Genomic DNA, 20478 nt, shown 5'->3' with positions numbered 1-20478 from the left:
CTTCCGGAATCCGGAGCTACCGCCATGACGCCTCGTCCTGCCCGTTCCCTGCTCTCCCTTGCGATTCTTTCCACGCTCAGCCTGCCGACGCTGGCACTCGCCCAGCAGGGCGGCAGCCAGGCGCCCGCGCCCACCAGCACGCAGCAGGCCGCCGAACAGCCGACGGCCACCAACCTGGACACGGTGGTGGTGACGGCCCTGCGGCAAAGCCTGCAGACCGCCCAGTCGATGAAGCAGGAGGCGGAGATGGTGGTCGATTCCATCGTCGCCGAAGACATCGGCAAGCTGCCCGACAACAGCGTGGCCGATGCCCTGCAGCGCGTCACCGGCGTGCAGATTGCGCAGGGCACGCAGGGCGAAACCACCGGCGTGGTGATCCGTGGCCTGCCCAACGTGATCAGCACGCTCAACGGCCGCGAGATCTTCAGCAGCTCCGGGCGTGGCTACGCGTTCCAGAACCTGCCGGCCACGGCCATCAAGAGCCTGAATGTCTACAAGAGCAGCGAAGCCAGCCTGCCGCTGGGTGGCATTGCCGGCCTGGTGGACATCGAACTGCGCCGTCCGCTGGATTTCGATGGGCTGCAGATCGCCGGCACGGCCACCGGTACGCACAGCAAGTACGGTGGCGACATCGATCCGTCCGCCAGCCTGCTGCTGAGCAACCGCTGGGATACCGATGCCGGTGAATTCGGCGCCATGATCAACGCCGGGTACATCGGCAAGCGCTATGCCTATGACGCGGTGTGGGGCGACTTCCCGAAGGTGCTCAACAACAGCGATGGCACGCCCATGCGCACCGCCTCGGGCGACCTGATCGCCGCCCCCAACGGCTGGGGTGCGGCCTACAACCAGGGCGATCGCAAGCGCAGCGCCTTCAACTACGCCCTGCAATGGAAGCCCAGCGAGCGCACCGAGGTCTACGTCGAAGGGCTGTACGACTACGTCCGCGACAACTACGACCAGGCCTTCTTCTTCACCTTCCCGGTCGGTGTGGTGCCGCCCAGCCAGCTGCAGGTCGGCAACAACTGCTACGCCAACCAGCTGGCGGGCCCGCTGGCCGGCCAGACCATCTGCGATGCGACCAGCGGCACCTGGACCGGCGATACCTACGCTGCCAGCAGTACCCAGGCGCACAAGCAGCGCGGCCAGGACATCCAGAACGCCATCGGCTTCAAGTGGCGCGGCGACCAGCTGCAGCTGTCCACCGAGTTCACCCGCACCTCCGGTTACTACCGCGATGAGAACTTCATCATCGACACCTTCCTGCGCGGGCCGATCACCACCGTGTGGGACGGCACCGGCGGCCAGCACCAGAACTGGTCGCTGGCGGGCAACCCGGCAATGGATCCCTCGCGCTTCTACCTCAATGGCCTGTTCCAGACCTGGGGCCAGTCACGCGGCGAGGAAAACAGCTGGCGCGGTGATGGCCGCTTTGAATTCCTGGAGGGCCCCATCGCCAACCTGCAGTTCGGCCTGCGCTATGCCGACCGCAACGCCAGTGCCCGCGGCAGCGTGGAAATCAATACGCCGCCGCCCGGCGGCGCGGGCAGCGGCAACATCACGGCCACGCCCAATCCGGCCAACCAGGTGGTGAACCTGTTCCCGGCATCGGGCTTCTTCTGCAGCAAGGGCGGCAACGCCGCGCTGAACCAGTCGTTCCTGACCCCGTGCTACGACTACCTGATCGGCAATGCCGATGCCCTGCGGGCCTACTACGGGCTGCCAGCGGGGCTGCCCGGCGAAAACCCGGGCCGCTTCTTCGACATCCAGGAACGCAAGTCCGCCGGCTACCTGCAGGCCAAGTACGATTTCGAGCTGTTCGGCCTGCGCGTGGATGGCCTGGTGGGCGTGCGCGCGGAGAAGATCAAGCGCGAACTCAACGCGTTCTCCTTCGATGCCAGCACCGGCGTGTACAGCGCCATCACCCGCAACACGCAGGACACCAACACCCTGCCCAATGCCAGCCTGAACCTGCACTTCAACGAGGCCTGGCAGCTGCGCTTCGTGGCAGCCAAGACCCTGAGCTACCCGGATTTCGGCGCCCTCAACCCGTCCATTTCGCTCAACCCGGGCACGGTCAACCGCGCCGGCGTGGCCAGCAGCGGCAACCCCGACCTGAGCCCGATCAAGTCCACCAACTATGACGCATCACTGGAGTGGTACTTCTCGCCGGTGGGCTACGCCAGTGCCGGCGTGTTCTACCGCGACATCAACGGCTACATCCAGAACTACATCACCAACGTCAACATCGGCGGGCAGGCCTATGAACTGTCCTCGCCGCAGAGTGCCGGCAGCGGCCACCTGCAGGGCGTGGAACTGGCCTACCAGCAGACCTTCGACTTCCTGCCCGGGGCCTGGAGCGGCCTGGGCGCGCAGCTGAACTACACCTACATCGAAGGCAACACCCGTTCGCCGGAATTCATCGGCGGCCCGGTGATCTCCCGCCCGCTGCAGAACGTGTCCAAGAACAACTACAACGCCGTGCTGTTCTACGAGAATTTCGGGCTGTCGGCCCGTCTGGCCTACGGCTACCGCAGCCGCTACATCGACTTCTTCACCCAGCCCACCGTGGCCGGCACCGAAGACCAGGTCGAACCGGCCAGCTCGCTGGACTTCTCGGTCAGCTATGACGTCACCCCGCGCACCACCGTGGTGTTCTCGGCCACCAACCTGCTGGGCAACAACCTGCACCAGTACTGGGGCAGCGGCAACAGCCGGCCGCGCGACATCCGTTTCCAGGACAAGACCCTGGCCATGGGCGTGCGCTTCAAGCTGTGACAGGAACCCCCATGACCCGAGCAGATGCCATGCCCCACCCCTTTTGTCGGATAATACGAGTGGCCGCAGCCTGCGGTGCACGCAGCCAAAGGGGCCCCAGTGAAGCAGATCGCGGTTCGCAACCTCTACGACCAGGTCACCCAGCAGATCGGCCGGCAGATCGTCAGTGGCGCCATCAAGCCGGGCGAGTACCTGCCCCGGGAAGAACTGCTGGCGCAGACGCTGTCGGTCAGCCGCACCGCCCTGCGCGAGGGGCTGAAGGTGCTCGGTTCCAAGGGCCTGATCGAAACCCGGCAGAAGACCGGTACCCGCGTGCGCGAACCCCGGTACTGGAAGCAGCTGGACAGCGACATCCTGGCCTGGCGCTGTGCGTCGATGCCCACCCAGGACTTCGTGGAGAAGCTGGTGGAAATGCGCGAGGTGATCGAACCTGCGGCGGCCGCTTCGGCCGCCCAGCGGCGCTCGCCGGCGCAGCTGGCGCGCATCAAGGCCGCCTACCAGGCGATGGCCGACGCCACCGACCAGGACGCCTGGGCCAGGGCCGACCTGGAATTCCACGAGTGCGTGCTGGAGGCCACCAACAACGAGCTGCTGGCCTCGTTGTTCTCGGTCATCGATGCCGCACTGGGCACGTTCTTCCTGCTGTCGGCGCAGACCGCGAAGGATTTCAAGTATTCGCTGCCGCGCCACTTCCAGGTGTACGACGCCATCCGGCTGAAGCAGCCGGAGGCAGCACGCAACGCCATGCTCGACATGATCGCCGACTCGCGCGCCAACCTGAAGGGCGCGCGATCCCGGAAACCTGCACGCTGACGGAGTCCCCATGAGTACCGCCTGGATGCAACCCCTCCCCTTGGTTGCCATCCTGCGCGGGCTCACCCCGCAGGAAGCACCTGCCGTCGGCGCGGCCCTGGCCGACGCCGGTTTCCATCTGCTTGAAGTTCCCCTCAATTCACCACAGCCGCTGAAAAGCATCGAGCTGCTGGCACGCCAGCTGGGCGACCGCTGCCTGGTCGGGGCCGGCACGGTGCTCACCCCAGGCCAGGTGGATGAGGTGGCCAACGCCGGTGGCCGGCTGCTGGTAATGCCCCACGCCGACGTGGAGGTCATCGCGGCCGCCCACGCCAAGGGCATGCGCTGCACCCCCGGCGTGGCCACCCCGACCGAGGCCTTCGCCGCCCTGCGTGCCGGTGCCGATGCGCTGAAGCTGTTCCCCGCCGAACAGCTGCCCCCCGCCGTGCTCAAAGCCTGGTCCAGCGTACTGCCAGCCGGTACCGCGCTGCTGCCGGTGGGCGGCATCACGCCCGAACGCATGGCGGTCTACCGCCAGGCCGGTGCGGCCGGTTTCGGCATCGGCTCGGCCCTGTACGCCCCCAACACCCCCGCAGCCGAGGTGGGGCGCCGCGCGCGCGCTTTCATCGACGCCTGGAACATGACGAACACGGACCCCCACGCATGAAGATCACCGCCATCACCACGTTCCTCGTGCCCCCGCGCTGGCTGTTCGTCCGCATCGATACCGATGCCGGCATCAGCGGCTGGGGCGAACCCATCGTGGAAGGCCGCGCGCACACGGTGGCCGCTGCCGTGGATGAGCTGGCCGACTACCTGATCGGCAAGGACCCGCGCCATATCGAAGACCACTGGAACGTGCTGTACCGCGGTGGCTTCTACCGGGGCGGGCCGATCCTGATGAGCGCACTGGCCGGGCTGGACCACGCCCTGTGGGATATCCACGGCAAGGCCCTGGGCGTGCCCGTGCACAGCCTGCTGGGCGGCCCTGTGCGCGACCGCATCCGCGTGTACTCGTGGATCGGCGGCGACCGCCCGGCCGACACCGCGCGTGCAGCCACCGATGCCGTGGCACGGGGCTTCACCGCGGTGAAGATGAATGCCACCGAGGAAATGCAGTTCGTCGATTCCCACGCCAAGGTCACACAGGTGCTGGAAAACGTGCAGGCCGTGCGCGATGCCGTCGGCCCCGACATCGGGCTGGCGGTCGATTTCCATGGACGCGTGCACAAGCCGATGGCCAAGGTGCTGATGCGCGAACTGGCACCGTTCGGCCTGATGTTCATCGAAGAACCCGTGCTGTCCGACCACCTTGAAGCCATTCCGGAGCTGGCCGCGCTGTCCCCTGCCCCGATCGCGCTGGGTGAACGCCTGTACTCGCGTTTCGACTTCAAGCGCGTACTGCAGACCGGTGGCGTGGACATCATCCAGCCCGACCCGGCCCACTCCGGCGGCATCACCGAAACCCGCAAGATCGCGGCCATGGCCGAGGCCTACGACGTGGCCCTTGCCCTGCATTGCCCGCTGGGCCCGATCGCCCTGGCCGCCAACCTGCAGCTGGACGCGGTCTGCTACAACGCCTTCATCCAGGAACAGAGCCTGGGCATCCACTACAACGCCAGCAACGACCTGCTGGACTACCTGGCCGACCGTTCCCCGTTCCACTACCAGGAAGGCTTCGTGCGCATTCCCGACGGCCCCGGCCTGGGTATCGAGATGAACCAGGCCTACGTCGATGAGCGTGCGGCCGAAGGCCACCGCTGGCGCAACCCGATCTGGCGCCATGCCGATGGCAGCGTGGCCGAATGGTGAGCACCATGACGCCCTCTTCCCCTACACCGGCCGACACCATGGCACGCTACCCCAGCCTGGCCGGACGTGCCGTGCTGGTGACCGGTGGCGCGACCGGCATCGGTGCCGCCTTCGTCGAGCACTTCGCGCGCCAGGGCGCGCGCGTGGCCTTCCTGGACATCGACGATGCCGGCGCAGCCGCGCTGCTGGACCAGCTGCCGGAAGTGCCGTACCGCCCCCTGTACCTGCACTGCGACATCACCGACCTGGCCGCGCTGCAGGCCGCCATCGACACCGCACGCGCCCATGTCGGGCCGGTGGCGGTGCTGGTCAACAATGCCGCCAACGATGCCCGCCACACACTGGCCGACACCCGGCCGGAGGACTTCCAGCGCAGCATCGCGGTGAACCTGCAGCACCAGTATTTCGCCATCCAGGCCGTGGTACCGGACATGCGTGCGCTGCACGGTGGCTCGATCATCTGCCTGGGGTCCACCGGCTGGATGATCAAGAACAGCGGCTACCCGCTGTATGCCATGGCCAAGTCCGCCGTGCACGGGCTGGTCAACGGCCTGGCCCGTGAATTGGGCCAGGACCACATCCGCATCAATGCCCTCGTGCCCGGCTGGGTCATCACCGAAAAGCAGCAGCGCCTGTGGCTCGATGCCCAGGGCGAGGCCGAGCTGCGCCGTGCGCAGTGCCTGCCCGGCTACCTGCGCGCCGACGACCTGGCGCGGGCGGCCCTGTTCCTGGCTGCCGACGACAGCCGGATGTGCACCGGCCAGGATTTCATCATCGACGGTGGCTGGGTATGAACCCGCCCGTCGAGGTCGCCGTGGCGGCGGCCAATACCCTGGGCGAAGGCGTGCTGTGGTGCGACCGCGAACAGGCCGTGTACTGGACCGACATTCCCGCCGCCCGGCTGTGGCGCCACCACCCCGGCGACGGCACGACCCGCTCCTGGCCGATGCCGGAACGGCTGGCCTCGATGGCGCTGTGCGAGGCCGATGGCTGGCTGCTGCTGGCACTGGCATCGCGGCTGGCCTTCTTCCACCCCGGGCGCAACGAACTGCGCGAACTGCACCGCATCGATACGGTGGCCGAAACGCGGGCCAATGATGGGGCCTGCGACCGCCAGGGACGCTTCGTGTTCGGCATGCTGCACGAACCGGCACAGGGCGCCAAGCAGGCCATCGCACCGTTCCATCGCCTCAACGCCGATCTGTCGCTGCAGCGCCTTTCCCTGCCACCGGTGGCGATCGCCAACAGCATCGCCTTCAGCCCCGATGGCCGCACGCTGTACTTCTGCGATTCCCTGCAGAAAGTGATCCAGCAGTGCGATTACGGCGACGACCTGGGCCCGCCACGCGTATTCGCCGATCTGCGCGCCGAGGCCGGTGAACCCGATGGCAGCGCCGTGGATGCCGACGGTGCGCTGTGGAATGCCCGCTGGGGTGACGCACGGCTGGTGCGCTACCTGCCTGATGGCACGCCGCAGCAGAGCATCGCCCTGCCAGCCCTGCAACCCACGCGCCCGGCCTTCGGCGGCCCGGACGGGCGGACGCTGTTCGTCACCAGCGCCCATGAAGGCCTGCCCGCCCCGGTACGCGCCGGCGATCCCCAGGCCGGCCACCTGTTTGCCGTGCACACCGCTACCGGCGGCCTGGCCGAGCCCCGGTTCGCCGGCAACCCCGACGCCCTGCCGCCCCGCTGACAACGCGCCTTCGCCGCGGAGATTCCATGAGCCTTTCCACACTCGACATCAGCATCGTCCTGGCCTACCTGGCCGGCATCTTCATCCTCGCGCAGTGGGTATCGCGCGAGAAGCAGGGCCAGCAGAAATCGGCGCAGGATTATTTCCTGGCCAGCCGCAGCCTGCCCTGGTGGGCCATCGGCGCTTCGCTGATCGCGGCCAACATCTCGGCCGAACAGATCATCGGCATGTCCGGCTCGGGCTATGCCATCGGCCTGGCCATCGCCTCCTATGAATGGATGGCGGCGCTGACGCTGCTGATCGTCGGCAAGTGGTTCCTGCCGATCTTCCTGCGCAACGGCATCACCACCATGCCGCAGTTCCTGGAAGAGCGCTACGGCAACCGCATCCGCACGCTGATGGCGGTGTTCTGGCTGGGCCTGTATGTCTTCGTCAACCTGACCTCGATCCTGTGGCTGGGCTCGATCGCCATCGCGGGCGTAGCCGGCCTGGACCAGAACGTGGCACTGGTGCTGCTGGGCGCCTTCGCCCTGGCCTACCAGCTGTATGGCGGCCTGAAGGCGGTGGCGCTGACGGACATCGTGCAGGTCTCGCTGCTGGTGCTCGGTGGCCTGCTGGTGACCTTCATCACGCTGGGCCAGATCGGCAACGGCAGTGTCAGCGCAGGCTTTGCCCAGCTCTGGCAGCAGCATCCGGAAAAATTCGAGATGATCCTCAGCCGGGACAACCCGTTCTACAAGGACCTGCCCGGCCTGTCGGTGCTGCTGGGCGGCATGTGGATCGCCAACCTCAGCTACTGGGGCTTCAACCAGTACATCATCCAGCGCGCCCTGGCCGCCAAGAACCTGCGCGAAGCGCAGAAGGGCGTGGTCTTCGCCGCCTTCCTGAAGCTGCTCATCCCGGCCATCGTGGTGCTGCCCGGCATTGCCGCGGTGATGCTGGCACCGGGCCTGGAACGCCCCGACGCGGCCTACCCGACCATGCTGGCACTGCTGCCCAGCGGCGTGCTGGGCCTGGTGTTCGCCGCGCTGGTCGCCGCCATCGTTGCCTCGCTGGCCTCGAAGATCAATTCGGTGGCCACCATCTTCACTCTGGACTTCTACGCCAAGCGCGCGCCGGAGGCCTCGCAGGCACGCCTGGTACGGGTGGGTCGCGTGGCCGCCTCGGTGGCCATCATCGTTGCCGTACTGACCGCCCGGCCGTTGCTGGGGGGCTTTGACCAGGGCTTCCAGTACATCCAGGAATTCACCGGCTTCTTCACCCCGGGCATCGTGGTGATCTTCCTGCTCGGCCTGTTCTGGAAGCGCGCCAACGAAGCCGGCGCACTGGCTGCCGCCACCGGCTCGTTCGTGCTGTCGCTGGCCTTCAAGCTGCTGTGGCCCTCGCTGCCGTTCATGGACCGCATGGGCCTGGTGTTCCTGGCCACGCTGCTGCTGGGCGTGGGCGTGGCCCTGGCCACCCGTGCCAGCGGCGACCGCGACCGCATCCGTACCGATGACGTGGGCTATGCCACCGCCCCGTCGTTCAACATCGCCTCGCTGGCCGTGCTGGCGATCCTGGTGGCCCTGTACGCAACCTACTGGTGAACCCATGGCACTGATCGCTGCCCCTGCCCTTGCCCGCGGCCTGCGCGCCGTGCTCATCGCCGGCCTGCTGGCTGCCGCGCTTCCGGTGGCAGCGGTGGACGTGCAATGGCACGGCACCGCGACGGTGGACGCAGAAAATGCCGGCTGGGGCCGCATGGCCCGCCTGGCCGACGGCCACTGGCTGGCCGTCACCACGCGCTTCCATGCCGGCCAGCCGACCACGCTGCAGGTATCGGCCAGCACCGACAACGCACGCAGCTGGCAGCCCCTGTCCAGCGTGGCCGAACCCGGGCGCATGATCGACAACGGCGAACTGTTCGTACTGCCCGACGGCCGCATCCTGCTGGCGATGCGCTCGCTCATCGAGGGCAGCTCCTACCGGCTGCACCTGTACGCCAGCGATGACCAGGCCCGCAGTTGGACGTTCCTGAGCACCATCGCGCGCAATGAAGCGCCCGCCGGCCGCAAGGACCGCGGGGTGTGGGAACCGGTGCTGACCCAGCTCGATGGCGGCGTACTGTCCGTGGTGTATGCCGATGAAACCCGCGCCGACGAACAACCGTCCTACAACCAGGTGGTGTCCCAGCGCCTGTCCACCGACGGCGGGCGTACCTGGGGGCCGGTGGCCACCATCGCCCGGCAACCCGGTGGCGGCTTGCTGCGCCCGGGCATGCCGGTGATGGCGCGCCGCCCGCAGGGCGGCTTCCTGATGGTGCTGGAAACCTGCGGCGATGATCCGCAGTGCCCGGTGTCCTACAAGGTATCGCCCGATGGCAGGAACTGGCCCGATGGCCTGGGCACGCCACTGGCCGACCAGCGTTGTGGGCCGCACGTGATGGCCACGCGCAGCGGAACGATGTTCGTCACCTCCTGCGCCAACGCGGTGAGCTGGAGCAGCGACAGCGGCGCACACTGGCAACGCGTCCCTGACCCCGCCTGGCCGCTGGGCTTCCGCCATTCCTGGCCGGCCGTGGTGGAACTGGGCCCGGGGGAAATCGGCGTGATCAACAGCGTGGACGGTGCGGTGAAGATCCGCTTCGGCACGTACCACTGAAGCCAGCCGCGGCGCTCACCGGGGCCTTCAGCGTAGCCCGCCCGAGGCAAACAGATGCTCACCGGTAATGAACCCTGCATCGTCCGAGGCAAGGAACACCGCCACGCGGGCAACATCCGCCGTGCTTCCCAACCGTCGCAGCGGCGTGCGCTCGACATAGCTCTGCACGAACGCGGATTCGGTCGAGCCATCGGCAAGGGTTCTTTCCGTTGCGGTCAAGCCGGGCTTGAGCGTGTTGACGCGGATCCCGCGCGGCCCCAGCTCGTTGGCCAGCACGCGGGTAAAGGCATCCACCGCACCCTTGCTTGCTGCATAGACCGACGCACCCGGCGGCGCGAAGTGGGTGACCGACGAGCCGATGTTGATGATGCTTGCCCCATCGCGCAGATGGGGCACCGCCGCAGCCGTCACCAGCATCGGCCCAAGTACATTGGCACGGAACTGGCGCTCGTAGTGATCGGGCACAAACGATTCGATCGGCAGGAATTCGAAGACGCCGGCGTTGTTCACCACCACCTCCAGCGTCCCGAAGTGCGCGATGGCCGCCGCCACCAGCGCGGCGGCGTCTGCCGCGTTGCCGACATCACCGGCTACGGCAACCGCACGCCCACCGGCGGCAACGATGGTGGCCACAACCGCGTCCGCACCGGTACGGTCCGAGCGGTAGTTGACCACCACTGCGGCACCGCAGGCGCCCAGTGCACGGGCGATTTCCGCGCCGATGCCAGTGGATGCTCCGGTGACCAGCGCGACTTTTCCATTGAGGTTCAGGGACATCACGGCCTCCTCAGACCTGGGTCAGGCCGCCGTCGACGCACAGATCGACACCGGTGATGTAACTGGAGTCCGGCGAGGCCAGAAACAGTGCGGCGGTGGCGATTTCATCAGCGCGGCCGAAACGCCCCAGTGGCACGGCGCGGGTCATCATCTCCTTCCATTCCTGCGAAGCCGGTGCCGTGAACGGCGTGTCGATGGGCCCCGGGCTGATCACGTTCACCCGGATCTGCCGGTCCTTCAACTCCATCGCCCAGCTGCGCGCGAACGAACGGACTGCTGCCTTGCTGGCGCTGTACACGCTCATGCCCGGCAGGCCTTTCAGATGCGCAATGGAACTGTTGAGGATGATCGAGCTGCCGTCGCGCAGCAGCGGCAGCGCCTTCTGCACGGCAAACAGCACGTTCTTCACGTTGGTCACGAACGTATCGTGGAACAGCTGCTCGGTAACGTCGGGCAGGAACTGGTCAGCATGACCAATGCCGGCGCTGACGAACACTACGTCCAAGCCCCGCTGCGCCTGACCAATGGTGGCGTACAGCCGGTCGAGATCGGCCATGCGCGCCAGATCCCCCTGCACGCCGACTGCCCCCGGACCCAGTTCAGCCAGTGCCTCATCCAGCGTCTCCTGCCGCCGGCCGGTCACATAGACGGTGGCCCCCTCTTCCAGGAAGCGCTTGGCGCTGGCCAACCCCATGCCCGTCGTTCCGCCAATCACCAGCGCGACCTTTCCGTTGAGTTTCGACATCTGTACTTCCCTCGCTTCGAGCGGATCTGAAAACCAGTCGGAATTGTCAGGACCACATCGCCGCCACCCAAGTGGAATACATGAATTGCTGAAATTCCAAACAGGAATCGCCCAATGACATACTCTGCCGCACCAGCCCCAAAGGGCGCGGCAGGCCACCGGCAGGAATGCAGCAATGGATCACCTCAAGGGCATGCGGCTGTTCATACGGGTCGTCGAAAGCGGCAGCTTCGTCGGTGCCGGCAAGGCCGAAGGCGTTGCACAGTCCACCGTCAGCAAAGAGGTGGCGGCACTGGAACGTCGCTTGGGCACCCAACTATTGCGCCGCAGCTCACGCGGCCTGAGCGTGACCGACGCCGGGCAGGAATACTTCGAATTCGCCACCAGGATGCTGGCCGATCTGGATGCCGTGGAAACCCGGTTACGCGCGGGGGAGGCTGCGCCGCGCGGGCGCCTGCGGGTCGCCCTGCCGCCGGTGCTGTCCAGCCGCGTGATCATGCCGGCGCTACCGGCGTTGCTGCAGCAGTTTCCCGGGCTGGCGCTGGACATCGAGGTGTCCGAACGCTACGCCAACCTGGTGGAAGAAGGCGTTGACGTGGCCATCCGCATCGGCCAACGGCTGTCCGATTCCAGCTTGCGCGCCTGGCAGATCGGCAGCCTGGAGCCGATGGTGGTCGCATCGCCCGGCTATTTGGCCAGCCACGGCGTGCCACTGGCACCAGCCGACCTGCAGCATCACAGTTGCCTGCCGTTCCTGTTCCAGCGTGCGCAGAAGTCGTGGAAGTTCCGCGATGGCCAGACCGTCTTCACCGTAACACCCGAAGCACGGTTGCGCACGAACGATGCCGACGGCATCCATGCTGCTGCACGTGCCGGCATGGGTCTGGCCCAGGGCCCCAGCTGGATGTTTGCCGATGACATCGCCGCCGGCGCGCTGGTACCCGTGCTGACCCGTTACACCGCCCAGCGCGTGCCGATCTGGGCGGTAACCCCCAACCGGCATCGCATGGATGGCGCCGTGCGCCTGCTGGCCGACGCGCTGGCCCGCATCATCGACAGTGCCCCCCATCTGCACCTGCCGCCACGCTGATCGCCGCCCTCAATAGAGCAACCGGTACCGGTGCGCCGTACGCAGGGCGGTAATGCAGTCGCGGCCGCTGTCGGCCAGGCACATCAGTGCGATACCGGTCTGTTCCAGGCTGGGCTGTGGCGTGCCGGCCGGGTCGATACCCTGACGGCGGGCGAACTCACGGTCGCGTACCAGCTGGGCCAGGCCCTCGATGCCATTGAGCGCACGCTCCAGGCGGCGCAGCACGGTGTCCAGGTCGATGCCGGGGGTGGAAGGCAGGAATTCAGTCATGACGTCGGTCTCCCGAAAGGGGTGACGCCACCGCAGAGGTGGCGGACAGTGCGTGGTTGGAATGCCGGGCAAACCATCGAAACCGGTGGATCCGAAGATCCCCACGCACCGCCCGCCATGAAAGGCCGACGTTGCACCACAGGACATCGCGGCTGCGATGTCCTGTGGTGATCGTAGTCAATGGTTTAGCAACGGGATTCCAAGCCCGGCAGCCACACAGGCAGCTGCGCACGCAGCCTGCCCATGGCAGGCGCTGCAAATCCAATTGAATCAGCCATTCCCGCGCGCGCCATCGCGCAGACAGCATCAATCGATCGGCCGTCGCTGTCGTATCCATCCATGCGCAACGCGACAATCTGCGCATCGCGCGACATCTGTCGTCGCGGTCCACACGCCACTCATCATCGCGGCCCTGCTGCCATCGCCATCGCCGGCCCCCGCTGTCTGCGATCACACAGGATGCGGCGGCGTCGGCATCAGTGCAGTTGCGTCAGTGCGCCTCAGGCCCAGTGCAGCACCGTCACCGCCGTGTCCAGCTGCTGCTGGATGCGCGCCAGGCAGCGTGGCTGCGGGTTGACCACGTAGCACGCGGCACTGTGCTGCAGCACCGGCAGATCGGCGTGGTGGTCGGTATAGGCCACCGCCCAGGGCGGCGTGAAGCCCACGGCGGCCAGCATCGGAATCTTGTTGGCGCCCACGCAGTGCTGGTCACGCACCAGCCCACCCAGGCCACGGCGCAGCGTGGAGCCCACCAGCGGCACGTCGGCCAGGCCCTGCCCATCGAGCAGCGCACGCGCCAGTGGCTGCAGCGAACCGGTCGCCACCACTACGCGATGGCCGCCAGCCATATGCAGGCGCAACTGCGCCAGCGCATCGGGCAGGAACACGGTGTCGCGCACGTCTGCCGGCAGCGCCTGCAGGAACGCCTGTACCTGTGCGGGCAGATCCCCGGGCTGCAGCCCCAGCGTGGCCACCCACACGGCATAGCGGATCACCCAGCGCCGCGTGCCACGCAGCACCAGCAGCGGCAGCAGCACCGGCACTGCCATGGCCACCAGCAGCAGGCGCCAGGCATCCCGCCGCAGCCGCCAGCGGAAGAAGCGGGACGCGGTATCCCACCGGGTCAGGGTAAGGTCGAAATCAAACACCACCACCGGCGGCGATCCTGCCATCTGCTGCACTCCCTGCGGCCTGTCGTGGCGGCAGCGTAGCAGCTAGGCCGCGCCCTGTTCCGGTGCACCCTTCATCAGGATCTGGAACACCGGTACCAGCAGTTCCTCCAGTGCGGCCTCATCGGCATCGGCCAGCGCTTCCAGCTTGACCATCTGCCGCATCATCTGCATGCCGGCGATCATCGACAGCAGCAGCGCGGCGCGCTCGGGCCGATGCGCGCCGTCCAGCACGTCGGTGACCCGGCGCAGGTGATGGCTTTCGATCATCTGCTTGCCCACATCCGCCGCCCACGGGCTGGACACCGACATCAGGGACATCATGAAGCCGTTCAACGGCGGCGTATCGGCGCGGGTGATCGGCAGGATCGCGTGGGCCAGCTCGCGGGCCGGCTCGGCCGTCTTCATCACTCCGCCGGCAATGATGCTGTTGCGGGTCATGGTGCTTTCCACCGCTTCGCGGAACAGCTGCTCCTTGGAGCCGAAGTAGCGGTTGACCAGCATGGCCGTCACCCCGGCGCCGGCGGCGATTTCACGTACCCCTGCACCTTCATAGCCATGCTGTGCAAATGCCTGGCAGGCCGACGCCAGGATGGCTTCGCGGGTGGCGGCGGCATTGCGCCGGCGCGGCGCGGCGGGGGGGGGAGCGGCAGTCGGCATGGCGGCACCTCTGGCGGTTCGATACGATATTGTCTACGATTGTATACATATTCCCCAACCCTTGCCTGACCCGGAGATTTCCATGCGACTGCTGCTGACCGGTGCCACTGGATTCGTCGGAGGTGAAGTGCTGCGCCAGGCCCTGGCCGACCCGCGCGTGGATACCGTGGTCGTGCTGACCCGGCGCGCCGTGGCGCTGCAGCACCCCAAGCTGCAGCAGCTGGTGCTGCAGGATTTTCTCGATTACAGCAGCGTCGACCCGCAGCTGCTGCAGGTCGATGCCTGCATCTGGTGCCTGGGCGTCTCGCAGACGGCCGTGGATGAGGCCAACTACATCCGCATCACCCACGATTACACCCTGGCCGCCGCGCACGCCCTGCGCCAGCACGCCCCGCAGGCGCGCTTCTGTTTCCTCAGCGGTTCACGCGCCGACCCGGACGAGAAGGTGCGCATTCTCTATGGCCGCATCAAGGGCCGCACCGAGCGCGCTCTGGCGGGCGTGCTGGCCGATACCTATCACTTCCGCCCGGCGCTGATCCGCCCCACCCGCCCGGAACACACCGTGCCTACCGTCGCCCGCGTGTTCGGCTGGCTGTTCCGCCCGGTGGACCTGTTCACCGATACCTTCAGCGTGGACTGCGATGTGCTGGCCGCGTGCCTGCTGGACGTGGCCATCAACGGTGCAGGCGAACGCCTGTTCGACAACGCGCGCATCCGGCACTGGCGCTGAGGCCCGGCACCTTAAGGCGCGACCGCAGCAACGGGCCGCCGGGCGATCACCCGGCGTGCGACCCAGTGCCGCCCGTGCACGATGAACCCCGGTCTGCGCGGATGAAATGCGTGCTACCGGCCTTGCGCGCGCAGGCTCAGCTGCTGGCCGCCGACGTACCCAGATCCAGCACGATCTTGCCGAACGGCGCCTGTTCCAGCGCGCGCAGGGCATCGGCCCATTCGCTCGCCGGGTAAACGCGCTCGATCACCGGGTGCAGGTTGCGCGCCACCATGAACTGCGTCATCCGCTCGAACATCGCGCGCGAGCCGGTTTCCACGCCGCGCAGGCGCAGGTTGCCGTTCATCACCGGGAAGATGTCCAGCGGCGCGGTCAGCACCTGCACCACGCCGATGATGGCGATGGTGCCTTCCACCGCGGTGGCGGCGATGGCCCGGCGCAGGCCGTCGTCCAGGCCCATGTCCAGCACCAGCTGCGCACCACGGCCCTCGGTCAACCGACGCACCTCGTCCTGCCACTCCGGGGTGACGGTACTGTCGAGGGTCGCGGTGGCGCCCTGCAGGCGCGCCAGTGCCAGCTTTTCCGCGCTGCGCGATACCACGATGACCTTCGCCCCCAGCGCGGCAGCAAACCGTATCGCGAAGGTGGCCACACCGCCGGTGGTCTGCACCAGCACGGTATCGCCGGCCTTCAACGCCCCCAGTTCCACCACGGCATGCCAGGCGGTCAGCGCGGCGATGGTCAGGGTGGAAGCCTCATGGTCGTCCAGGTGCGGCGGTGCCAGCACCAGTTCGTCCTCGTGCCACTGCAGGTGGCTGGCCATCACCCCGTCACGCCGGCGCGAACCTGGCGAGGCCTCCCAGCCGGCTTCGGTCAACGGCCCGTCCAGCCAGCGCGGCAGCACCGTGGTGCACACCCGCGCGCCCGGCTGGAAGCGGGTGACCGCCGCGCCGACCTCGGTCACCACGCCCACCGCATCGGTGAACGGCACCCGCCCGATCAGCGGTTCACGGCCCCAGCCGCCGTTGACCACCACGCGGTCGCGGAAGTTCAGGCTGACCGCCGTCACCTGCACGCGCACCTCGTGCGCGCCCAGCGCCGGCAGTTCCTCGCGTACCGGCTGCAGCACACCTGCCGCGCTTGTCCGCCATGCATCACGCCACATACCCTAGACCTGCTGTGAGAGAGAGTGGCCAGTATCTGGACGCCCCCCTTCCGCCCACAATCCGGCATGCCGGTAAAGGCCTTTTGTCGTGAGCGCAACAAAGCCGACGGACATCGCGATGCTGGAAGAGATGGCCGTGTTCGCCCAGGTGGTGGACAGCGGTGGCTTCTCGGCAGCGGCACGCAAGCTGGGCATGGCCGTGCCCTCGGTCAGCCGCCATGTATCGCGGCTGGAAGCCCACCTGGGCGAACGCCTGCTGCTGCGCAGTACCCGCAGCCATGTGCTGACCGAGATCGGCCAGCAGGTCTACACCGCCTGCCAGGCGCTGTTGAGCCAGGCCCGCGAAGTGCACGCCATCGCCGATCGTTTCAGCGCGCGCCCGGCGGGGCTGCTGCGGGTCTGCGCGCCCATCGTGTTCGGCCAGACCTGGCTGGCCCCGCGCCTGCCCGGCTTCCTCGACGCGCACCCGGAGGTACGCCTGCAGCTGACCCTGGCCGACCGCATGGTGGACCTGATCGACGAAGGCGTGGACGTGACCCTGCGCATCGCCCCGGCGCTGGCACCGGGCCTGGCCTCGCGGGTGCTGTGCCCGCTGGCCTATGTGCTGGTGGCCAGCCCGGCCTACCTGGCCGCCCACGGCACGCCCGCGCAGCCGGAAGACCTGGCCGCGCACCGCTGCATCTACCTGGGCTATGGCCGGTTCGGCCGCCAGCTGCAGCTGCACCAGGGCGAACAGACCGCAGAGGTGGCTCTGGCCGATGGCGTGCAGGTGAACAACAGCGCTGCCATCCTGGCCATGGTCGAGGCCGGCGGTGGCATCGGCCTGGTGCCGGATTTCACCGCGCGCGCCACGCTGCACGCCGGGCAGGTGCAGACCGTGCTGCCGCAGTGGCGCATCGGCGAGCCTTACACCGGCAACGTGCATATCGCCTATACGCCCGGCCGGCACCTGGCACTGAAGGTACGCGCCTTCATCGACTACCTGGTGGCAGCGGCAGCGGCCGATACCCTGCCGCCGCCCTCGGCCTGAGCGTGCTTCGGCCCGCGTGCTTCAGCTCAGGTCGTGCAGGTCCTTGCCCAGCGGCGGGCCCAGCATCCAGTCGGAGAACCGCACCTGCAGCCCCTTGCGCTCGGGCGTGCAGGTCATCGGCCCCACCTGGTAGCGCGATGCCACCGGGAACGGGCACAGGCGCACCAGCGGCCAGTGCCGGCCATCGGCCGAGACCTGCAGGCGCAGCACGCCGGACTGCACCGTGGCACGCATCCAGAAATCGGACGCATCGGCTTCATAGGGGCCGGTGGCCCAGTCCGAGCGGCCATCGGTCAGCACGCTGCTGAGCATGGCGCGGCCATCGCTGAGTTCGATACCCGCCTTGACCCATTGCCGCTCGTTCACCCGCACCATCACCCCGGCCTGGTCATAGAGCTTCTCGAAGCGGCTGCGGATGCGCAGCTGGCAGGTGAACGCCGCCGGTGCCTCGATGCCGAGGAAGTGCCCGCTGTCGCGGGTGAAGCCGTAATGGGTTTCGCGCCAGAAATCGGTGCCTTCATCGGTCACCACCTCCAGCACGCCACCGTCGAGCACGCGGTGCTGCTTCGGTTCGTTGAGCCACGTCCCGCCGTGCCAGGCATCGGCCTTGGCCGCGGCCTGCACGCCGGTGGCCAGCAGCACGCCGCCCGCCGCCAGGCCGCCCACGGTCACCCGTCGCATCACATCCACCCCGTTGTCATCCGCCGTCGCCACGTATGCGCCCTCCCAGGCCGGGCCCGGCGAAGGTGCCGGGCATCGCGGTGATGATGCCGCTGCCGGGCGCACGCGAACAAGACGGGCTGCCCGGATCCGGCCGATGCCCGCATCAGGGAGCCGACGCCTCCCAGCCACCGCCCAGGCTGCGGAACAGCGCCACCAGTGCAAGCTGGCGTTCGGTGCGTACCTGGGCCAGCGCCATCCGGTTGCTGTAGTCGGTACGCTGCGCATCCAGGTAGCGCAGGCCATCATCGATGCCACTGCGGTAGCGCAGCGATGCCAGCCGCAGCGCTTCGGTACCGGCCCGTGCCGCTTCGGCGCTGGCCTGCTCCTCCCGCCGCAACGTATCGCCAGCGGCCAGCGCATCGGACACATCGCGGAACGCCCCCTGTACCGCCTGCTCGTAGGCGGCCACGGCGGTGTCACGGCGCACCCACGCCAGGTCCAGGTTCGCCCGGTTCGTGCCGGCATCGAACAACGGCAACGTGATCTGCGGTGAAAATGCCCAGGTCCGGCTGCCACTGCCGAACAGGCCGGACAGTTCACTGCTGCGGGTACCGGCAGCGGCGGTCAGCGCGATGCGGGGGAAGAACGCGGCGCGTGCGGCACCGATGCTGGCGTTGCGTGCCTGCAGGCGCTGCTCCGCGGCGCGGATGTCCGGCCGCTGCTCCAGCAGGCTCGACGGCAGCCCCGGGCGGATGTCCTGCACCAGCAGGGCTTCGGTGCTGGGCAGCGCCGGCAGCTGTGCCTGTGCATCGGCCGTTCCCATCAGCAGGGCCAGCGCATTGCTGGCCTGGCGGAACTCCCGGTCGATGCGCTCCAGGTCGGCCTGCCCCTGCTGCTGCAGGCCCAACGCATCCAGGTAGTCCAGTTCGCTGGCCAGGCCGGCACTGCGCCGCTGCGCCACCAGCCGCAGGCTCGCATCGCGCGCCTCCAGTACCTGCACGCCCAGCAGGTAGCGGTGCTGCGCGCCATCGCGCTGCAGGTAGGCGCTGATGACGTCGGCCACCAGGCTCACGCGGGCGCTGTCGGCCACCTCACGGCTGGCCAGGTAATCGTGCCGGGCAGCATCGGACAGGCTGCGCACGCGGCCGAACAGGTCCAGCTCGAACGCCGCCAGCCCCACCCCGGCCTCATAGGACGCCTGCACCCCGGGTTGCCCGGGCGTGCGCTGGCGGCTGCCGGTGGCATCCAGCTGCACCTGCGGCACGCGCGTGGCACGCTCGATGCGGTACTGCGCCCGCGCCGCCTCCACGTCCAGCACGGTCTGGCGCAGGCTGCGGTTGTTCGCCAGCGCCTGCGCAACGCAGTGGGCCAGCCCCGGGTCGGTGACAAAGCCTCGCCAGTGCAGTGGCACCACCGGTGCCTGCTGGGGCGCCGGCGCAACCGGCGTGCCATCGCTCCAGTGCGTGGCGATGGGCGCGGCCGGGCGCTCGTACAGCGGTGCCATCGAGCACGCCGAGGCCCCCCATGCCAGCAGGGCCATGGCAGCGGCCCGGCATCCACATGCCATCGGGAAAGCAGAAGAATCCAACACGCGATACCTTTCCAGGAAGGCCGGCCAGCAGACCACCGGCCGGCGTGACAGGGCTTAGAAGCCGCGCGAGAAGCCAACGAAGATCGTCGCGCTGTTCTTCTTGTCCGCTTCCACCAGCGGGCTGTCCTGCAGCGCGCTGGGCAGGCGGCTGTACTTGGCGAACGCCATCACCGACCACTTTTCGCCGATCGGCCGGAAGTACTGCACCCCCACGAACGGCAGGGTCACTGCGCCAGGCTTGTAGTCCACCACCCCGCGGGCGACCTCCGAATCCAGCGTGCCGTAGTAGTAGTTGGCCATGTCCTTGGACTGCCAGGTGACACCGGCCATCGGCGTGATGGAGCCGATGCCCAGCTGGAAGGGATAGCCGTACTGCAGCGTGGCTTCCTGCCCGCCACTCTTGTCGGTCACGTCGGCAAGCAGTTCCAGTTCCAGTTCACCGGCACGGCCGGTCCACTTCGCTCCGATACCCAGGTCCAGTGCCTTGTCACGGTCTTCAAGCAGGGTGCGGTCGATGCCGTTGCGCGCCAGTTCGCTGCGCCCCAGGTCATCAACGCTGAAGCCATCAAAGCGGAGCTTGCCCAGCGCGTTCAGCTCGAACGCCTCATTGCCCACCAGCTTCCAGCCTGCGGTGATGCCGCGGAAGAAGAAACGGTCGCCGTTGTAGTTCACCAGGGGGATCGGCATCACCTGCGAACCTTCGCCGGCATAGGCACCATCCTTGGCGATGGCACCCAGCCCCAGGCTCCAGCGCGGCGGGCCACCGGGGCCGCCCTCGTCGCCGTCGGCGGGGCCGGCCTGGGCAAGGGCATTGAACGACAGCCCGCACAGCAGTGCGGGCCAGAGCAGCTTGATCTTCACGTGGGACCTCTC

At 68.0% G+C, this 20478-nt stretch carries 20 protein-coding genes; 11 read left to right on the top strand and 9 right to left on the bottom strand.

The genetic code is table 11. The annotated features are described in order from the left end of the window. The first annotated feature begins 24 nt into the window (after positions 1 to 24). The 8 genes from Q9R17_RS13620 (at position 25) to Q9R17_RS13585 (ending at position 9715) form a co-directional block, all read left to right on the top strand. Positions 25 to 2778: a TonB-dependent receptor gene (locus Q9R17_RS13620; protein ID WP_308155142.1), complete on the top strand. Its 2754-nt coding sequence runs from the start codon at positions 25 to 27 to the stop codon at positions 2776 to 2778. 99 nt (positions 2779 to 2877) lie between these two features. Continuing rightward, entirely contained in the window at positions 2878 to 3591 is a 714-nt protein-coding gene (locus Q9R17_RS13615) for a FadR/GntR family transcriptional regulator (RefSeq protein ID WP_308155141.1), read from the top strand. 10 nt (positions 3592 to 3601) lie between these two features. Beyond that, entirely contained in the window at positions 3602 to 4237 is a 636-nt protein-coding gene (locus Q9R17_RS13610; RefSeq protein ID WP_308155140.1) for a 2-dehydro-3-deoxy-6-phosphogalactonate aldolase, read from the top strand. Then, complete coding sequence (gene dgoD, locus Q9R17_RS13605; protein WP_308155139.1) at positions 4234 to 5382, top strand: galactonate dehydratase; 1149 nt, start codon at positions 4234 to 4236, stop codon at positions 5380 to 5382. Before Q9R17_RS13610 ends, dgoD begins: the two co-directional genes overlap by 4 nt. A gap of 5 nt (positions 5383 to 5387) precedes the next feature. Then, a complete protein-coding gene (locus tag Q9R17_RS13600) occupies positions 5388 to 6176 on the top strand; it encodes an SDR family oxidoreductase (protein WP_308155138.1) in 789 nt (262 codons plus the stop codon). Further along, a complete protein-coding gene (locus Q9R17_RS13595) occupies positions 6173 to 7075 on the top strand; it encodes an SMP-30/gluconolactonase/LRE family protein (RefSeq protein WP_308155137.1) in 903 nt (300 codons plus the stop codon). The genes Q9R17_RS13600 and Q9R17_RS13595 overlap by 4 nt, the downstream gene beginning before the upstream one ends. Positions 7076 to 7101: 26 nt before the next feature. After that, on the top strand, positions 7102 to 8661 hold the full coding sequence (locus tag Q9R17_RS13590) for a sodium/sugar symporter (protein ID WP_308155136.1): 1560 nt from the start codon (positions 7102 to 7104) through the stop codon (positions 8659 to 8661). Between the two features lie 4 nt (positions 8662 to 8665). Beyond that, a complete protein-coding gene (locus Q9R17_RS13585; RefSeq protein ID WP_308155135.1) occupies positions 8666 to 9715 on the top strand; it encodes a sialidase family protein in 1050 nt (349 codons plus the stop codon). Positions 9716 to 9742: 27 nt separating this feature from the next. Here Q9R17_RS13585 and Q9R17_RS13580 read toward each other — a convergent pair whose 3' ends face one another. Then, a complete protein-coding gene (locus tag Q9R17_RS13580; RefSeq protein ID WP_308155134.1) occupies positions 9743 to 10492 on the bottom strand; it encodes an SDR family oxidoreductase in 750 nt (249 codons plus the stop codon). Positions 10493 to 10502: 10 nt separating this feature from the next. Further along, entirely contained in the window at positions 10503 to 11237 is a 735-nt protein-coding gene (locus Q9R17_RS13575) for an SDR family oxidoreductase (protein ID WP_308155133.1), read from the bottom strand. A gap of 175 nt (positions 11238 to 11412) precedes the next feature. Between Q9R17_RS13575 and Q9R17_RS13570 the strand changes: the two genes are divergently transcribed. Further along, positions 11413 to 12327 carry a LysR family transcriptional regulator gene (locus tag Q9R17_RS13570; protein ID WP_308155132.1) on the top strand — a complete coding sequence of 305 codons (915 nt, stop codon included), beginning with the start codon at positions 11413 to 11415 and terminating at the stop codon, positions 12325 to 12327. Between the two features lie 9 nt (positions 12328 to 12336). On the opposite strand, the gene Q9R17_RS13565 is transcribed toward Q9R17_RS13570, so the two are convergent. The 3 genes from Q9R17_RS13565 to Q9R17_RS13555 all read right to left on the bottom strand — a co-directional run bounded on the left by Q9R17_RS13565 (position 12337) and on the right by Q9R17_RS13555 (position 14426). Next, the gene (locus tag Q9R17_RS13565; RefSeq protein ID WP_308155131.1) at positions 12337 to 12597 is read right to left on the bottom strand and encodes a hypothetical protein; all 261 of its coding nucleotides are present in this window, start codon (positions 12595 to 12597) and stop codon (positions 12337 to 12339) included. A gap of 500 nt (positions 12598 to 13097) precedes the next feature. Continuing rightward, positions 13098 to 13769, bottom strand: a complete 672-nt coding sequence (locus Q9R17_RS13560; RefSeq protein ID WP_308155130.1) for an HAD family hydrolase — start codon at positions 13767 to 13769, stop codon at positions 13098 to 13100. Positions 13770 to 13811: 42 nt separating this feature from the next. Next, complete coding sequence (locus tag Q9R17_RS13555) at positions 13812 to 14426, bottom strand: TetR/AcrR family transcriptional regulator (protein ID WP_308155129.1); 615 nt, start codon at positions 14424 to 14426, stop codon at positions 13812 to 13814. Between the two features lie 82 nt (positions 14427 to 14508). Between Q9R17_RS13555 and Q9R17_RS13550 the strand changes: the two genes are divergently transcribed. Continuing rightward, positions 14509 to 15156 carry an NAD-dependent epimerase/dehydratase family protein gene (locus Q9R17_RS13550; RefSeq protein ID WP_308155128.1) on the top strand — a complete coding sequence of 216 codons (648 nt, stop codon included), beginning with the start codon at positions 14509 to 14511 and terminating at the stop codon, positions 15154 to 15156. A 136-nt stretch (positions 15157 to 15292) separates the two neighbouring features. On the opposite strand, the gene Q9R17_RS13545 is transcribed toward Q9R17_RS13550, so the two are convergent. Further along, positions 15293 to 16321, bottom strand: a complete 1029-nt coding sequence (locus tag Q9R17_RS13545) for an NAD(P)-dependent alcohol dehydrogenase (RefSeq protein ID WP_308155127.1) — start codon at positions 16319 to 16321, stop codon at positions 15293 to 15295. Positions 16322 to 16409: 88 nt separating this feature from the next. On the opposite strand from Q9R17_RS13545, the gene Q9R17_RS13540 reads away from it, so the two are divergent. Further along, a complete protein-coding gene (locus tag Q9R17_RS13540) occupies positions 16410 to 17351 on the top strand; it encodes a LysR family transcriptional regulator (protein ID WP_308155126.1) in 942 nt (313 codons plus the stop codon). A gap of 21 nt (positions 17352 to 17372) precedes the next feature. Here the strand turns inward: Q9R17_RS13540 and Q9R17_RS13535 are convergent, their stop codons facing one another. From Q9R17_RS13535 to Q9R17_RS13525, 3 genes are all read right to left on the bottom strand, one after another. Then, a complete protein-coding gene (locus Q9R17_RS13535) occupies positions 17373 to 18065 on the bottom strand; it encodes a DUF1349 domain-containing protein (protein WP_308155125.1) in 693 nt (230 codons plus the stop codon). A 112-nt stretch (positions 18066 to 18177) separates the two neighbouring features. Continuing rightward, positions 18178 to 19554 carry an efflux transporter outer membrane subunit gene (locus Q9R17_RS13530; protein WP_308155124.1) on the bottom strand — a complete coding sequence of 459 codons (1377 nt, stop codon included), beginning with the start codon at positions 19552 to 19554 and terminating at the stop codon, positions 18178 to 18180. A gap of 105 nt (positions 19555 to 19659) precedes the next feature. After that, complete coding sequence (locus tag Q9R17_RS13525) at positions 19660 to 20466, bottom strand: MipA/OmpV family protein (protein WP_308155123.1); 807 nt, start codon at positions 20464 to 20466, stop codon at positions 19660 to 19662. Positions 20467 to 20478: the final 12 nt, after the last annotated feature.

The organism is Stenotrophomonas sp. 24(2023) (assembly GCF_030913365.1).
Taxonomy (GTDB): domain Bacteria; phylum Pseudomonadota; class Gammaproteobacteria; order Xanthomonadales; family Xanthomonadaceae; genus Stenotrophomonas.
This window is presented reverse-complemented; position numbering and strand designations above follow the sequence as displayed.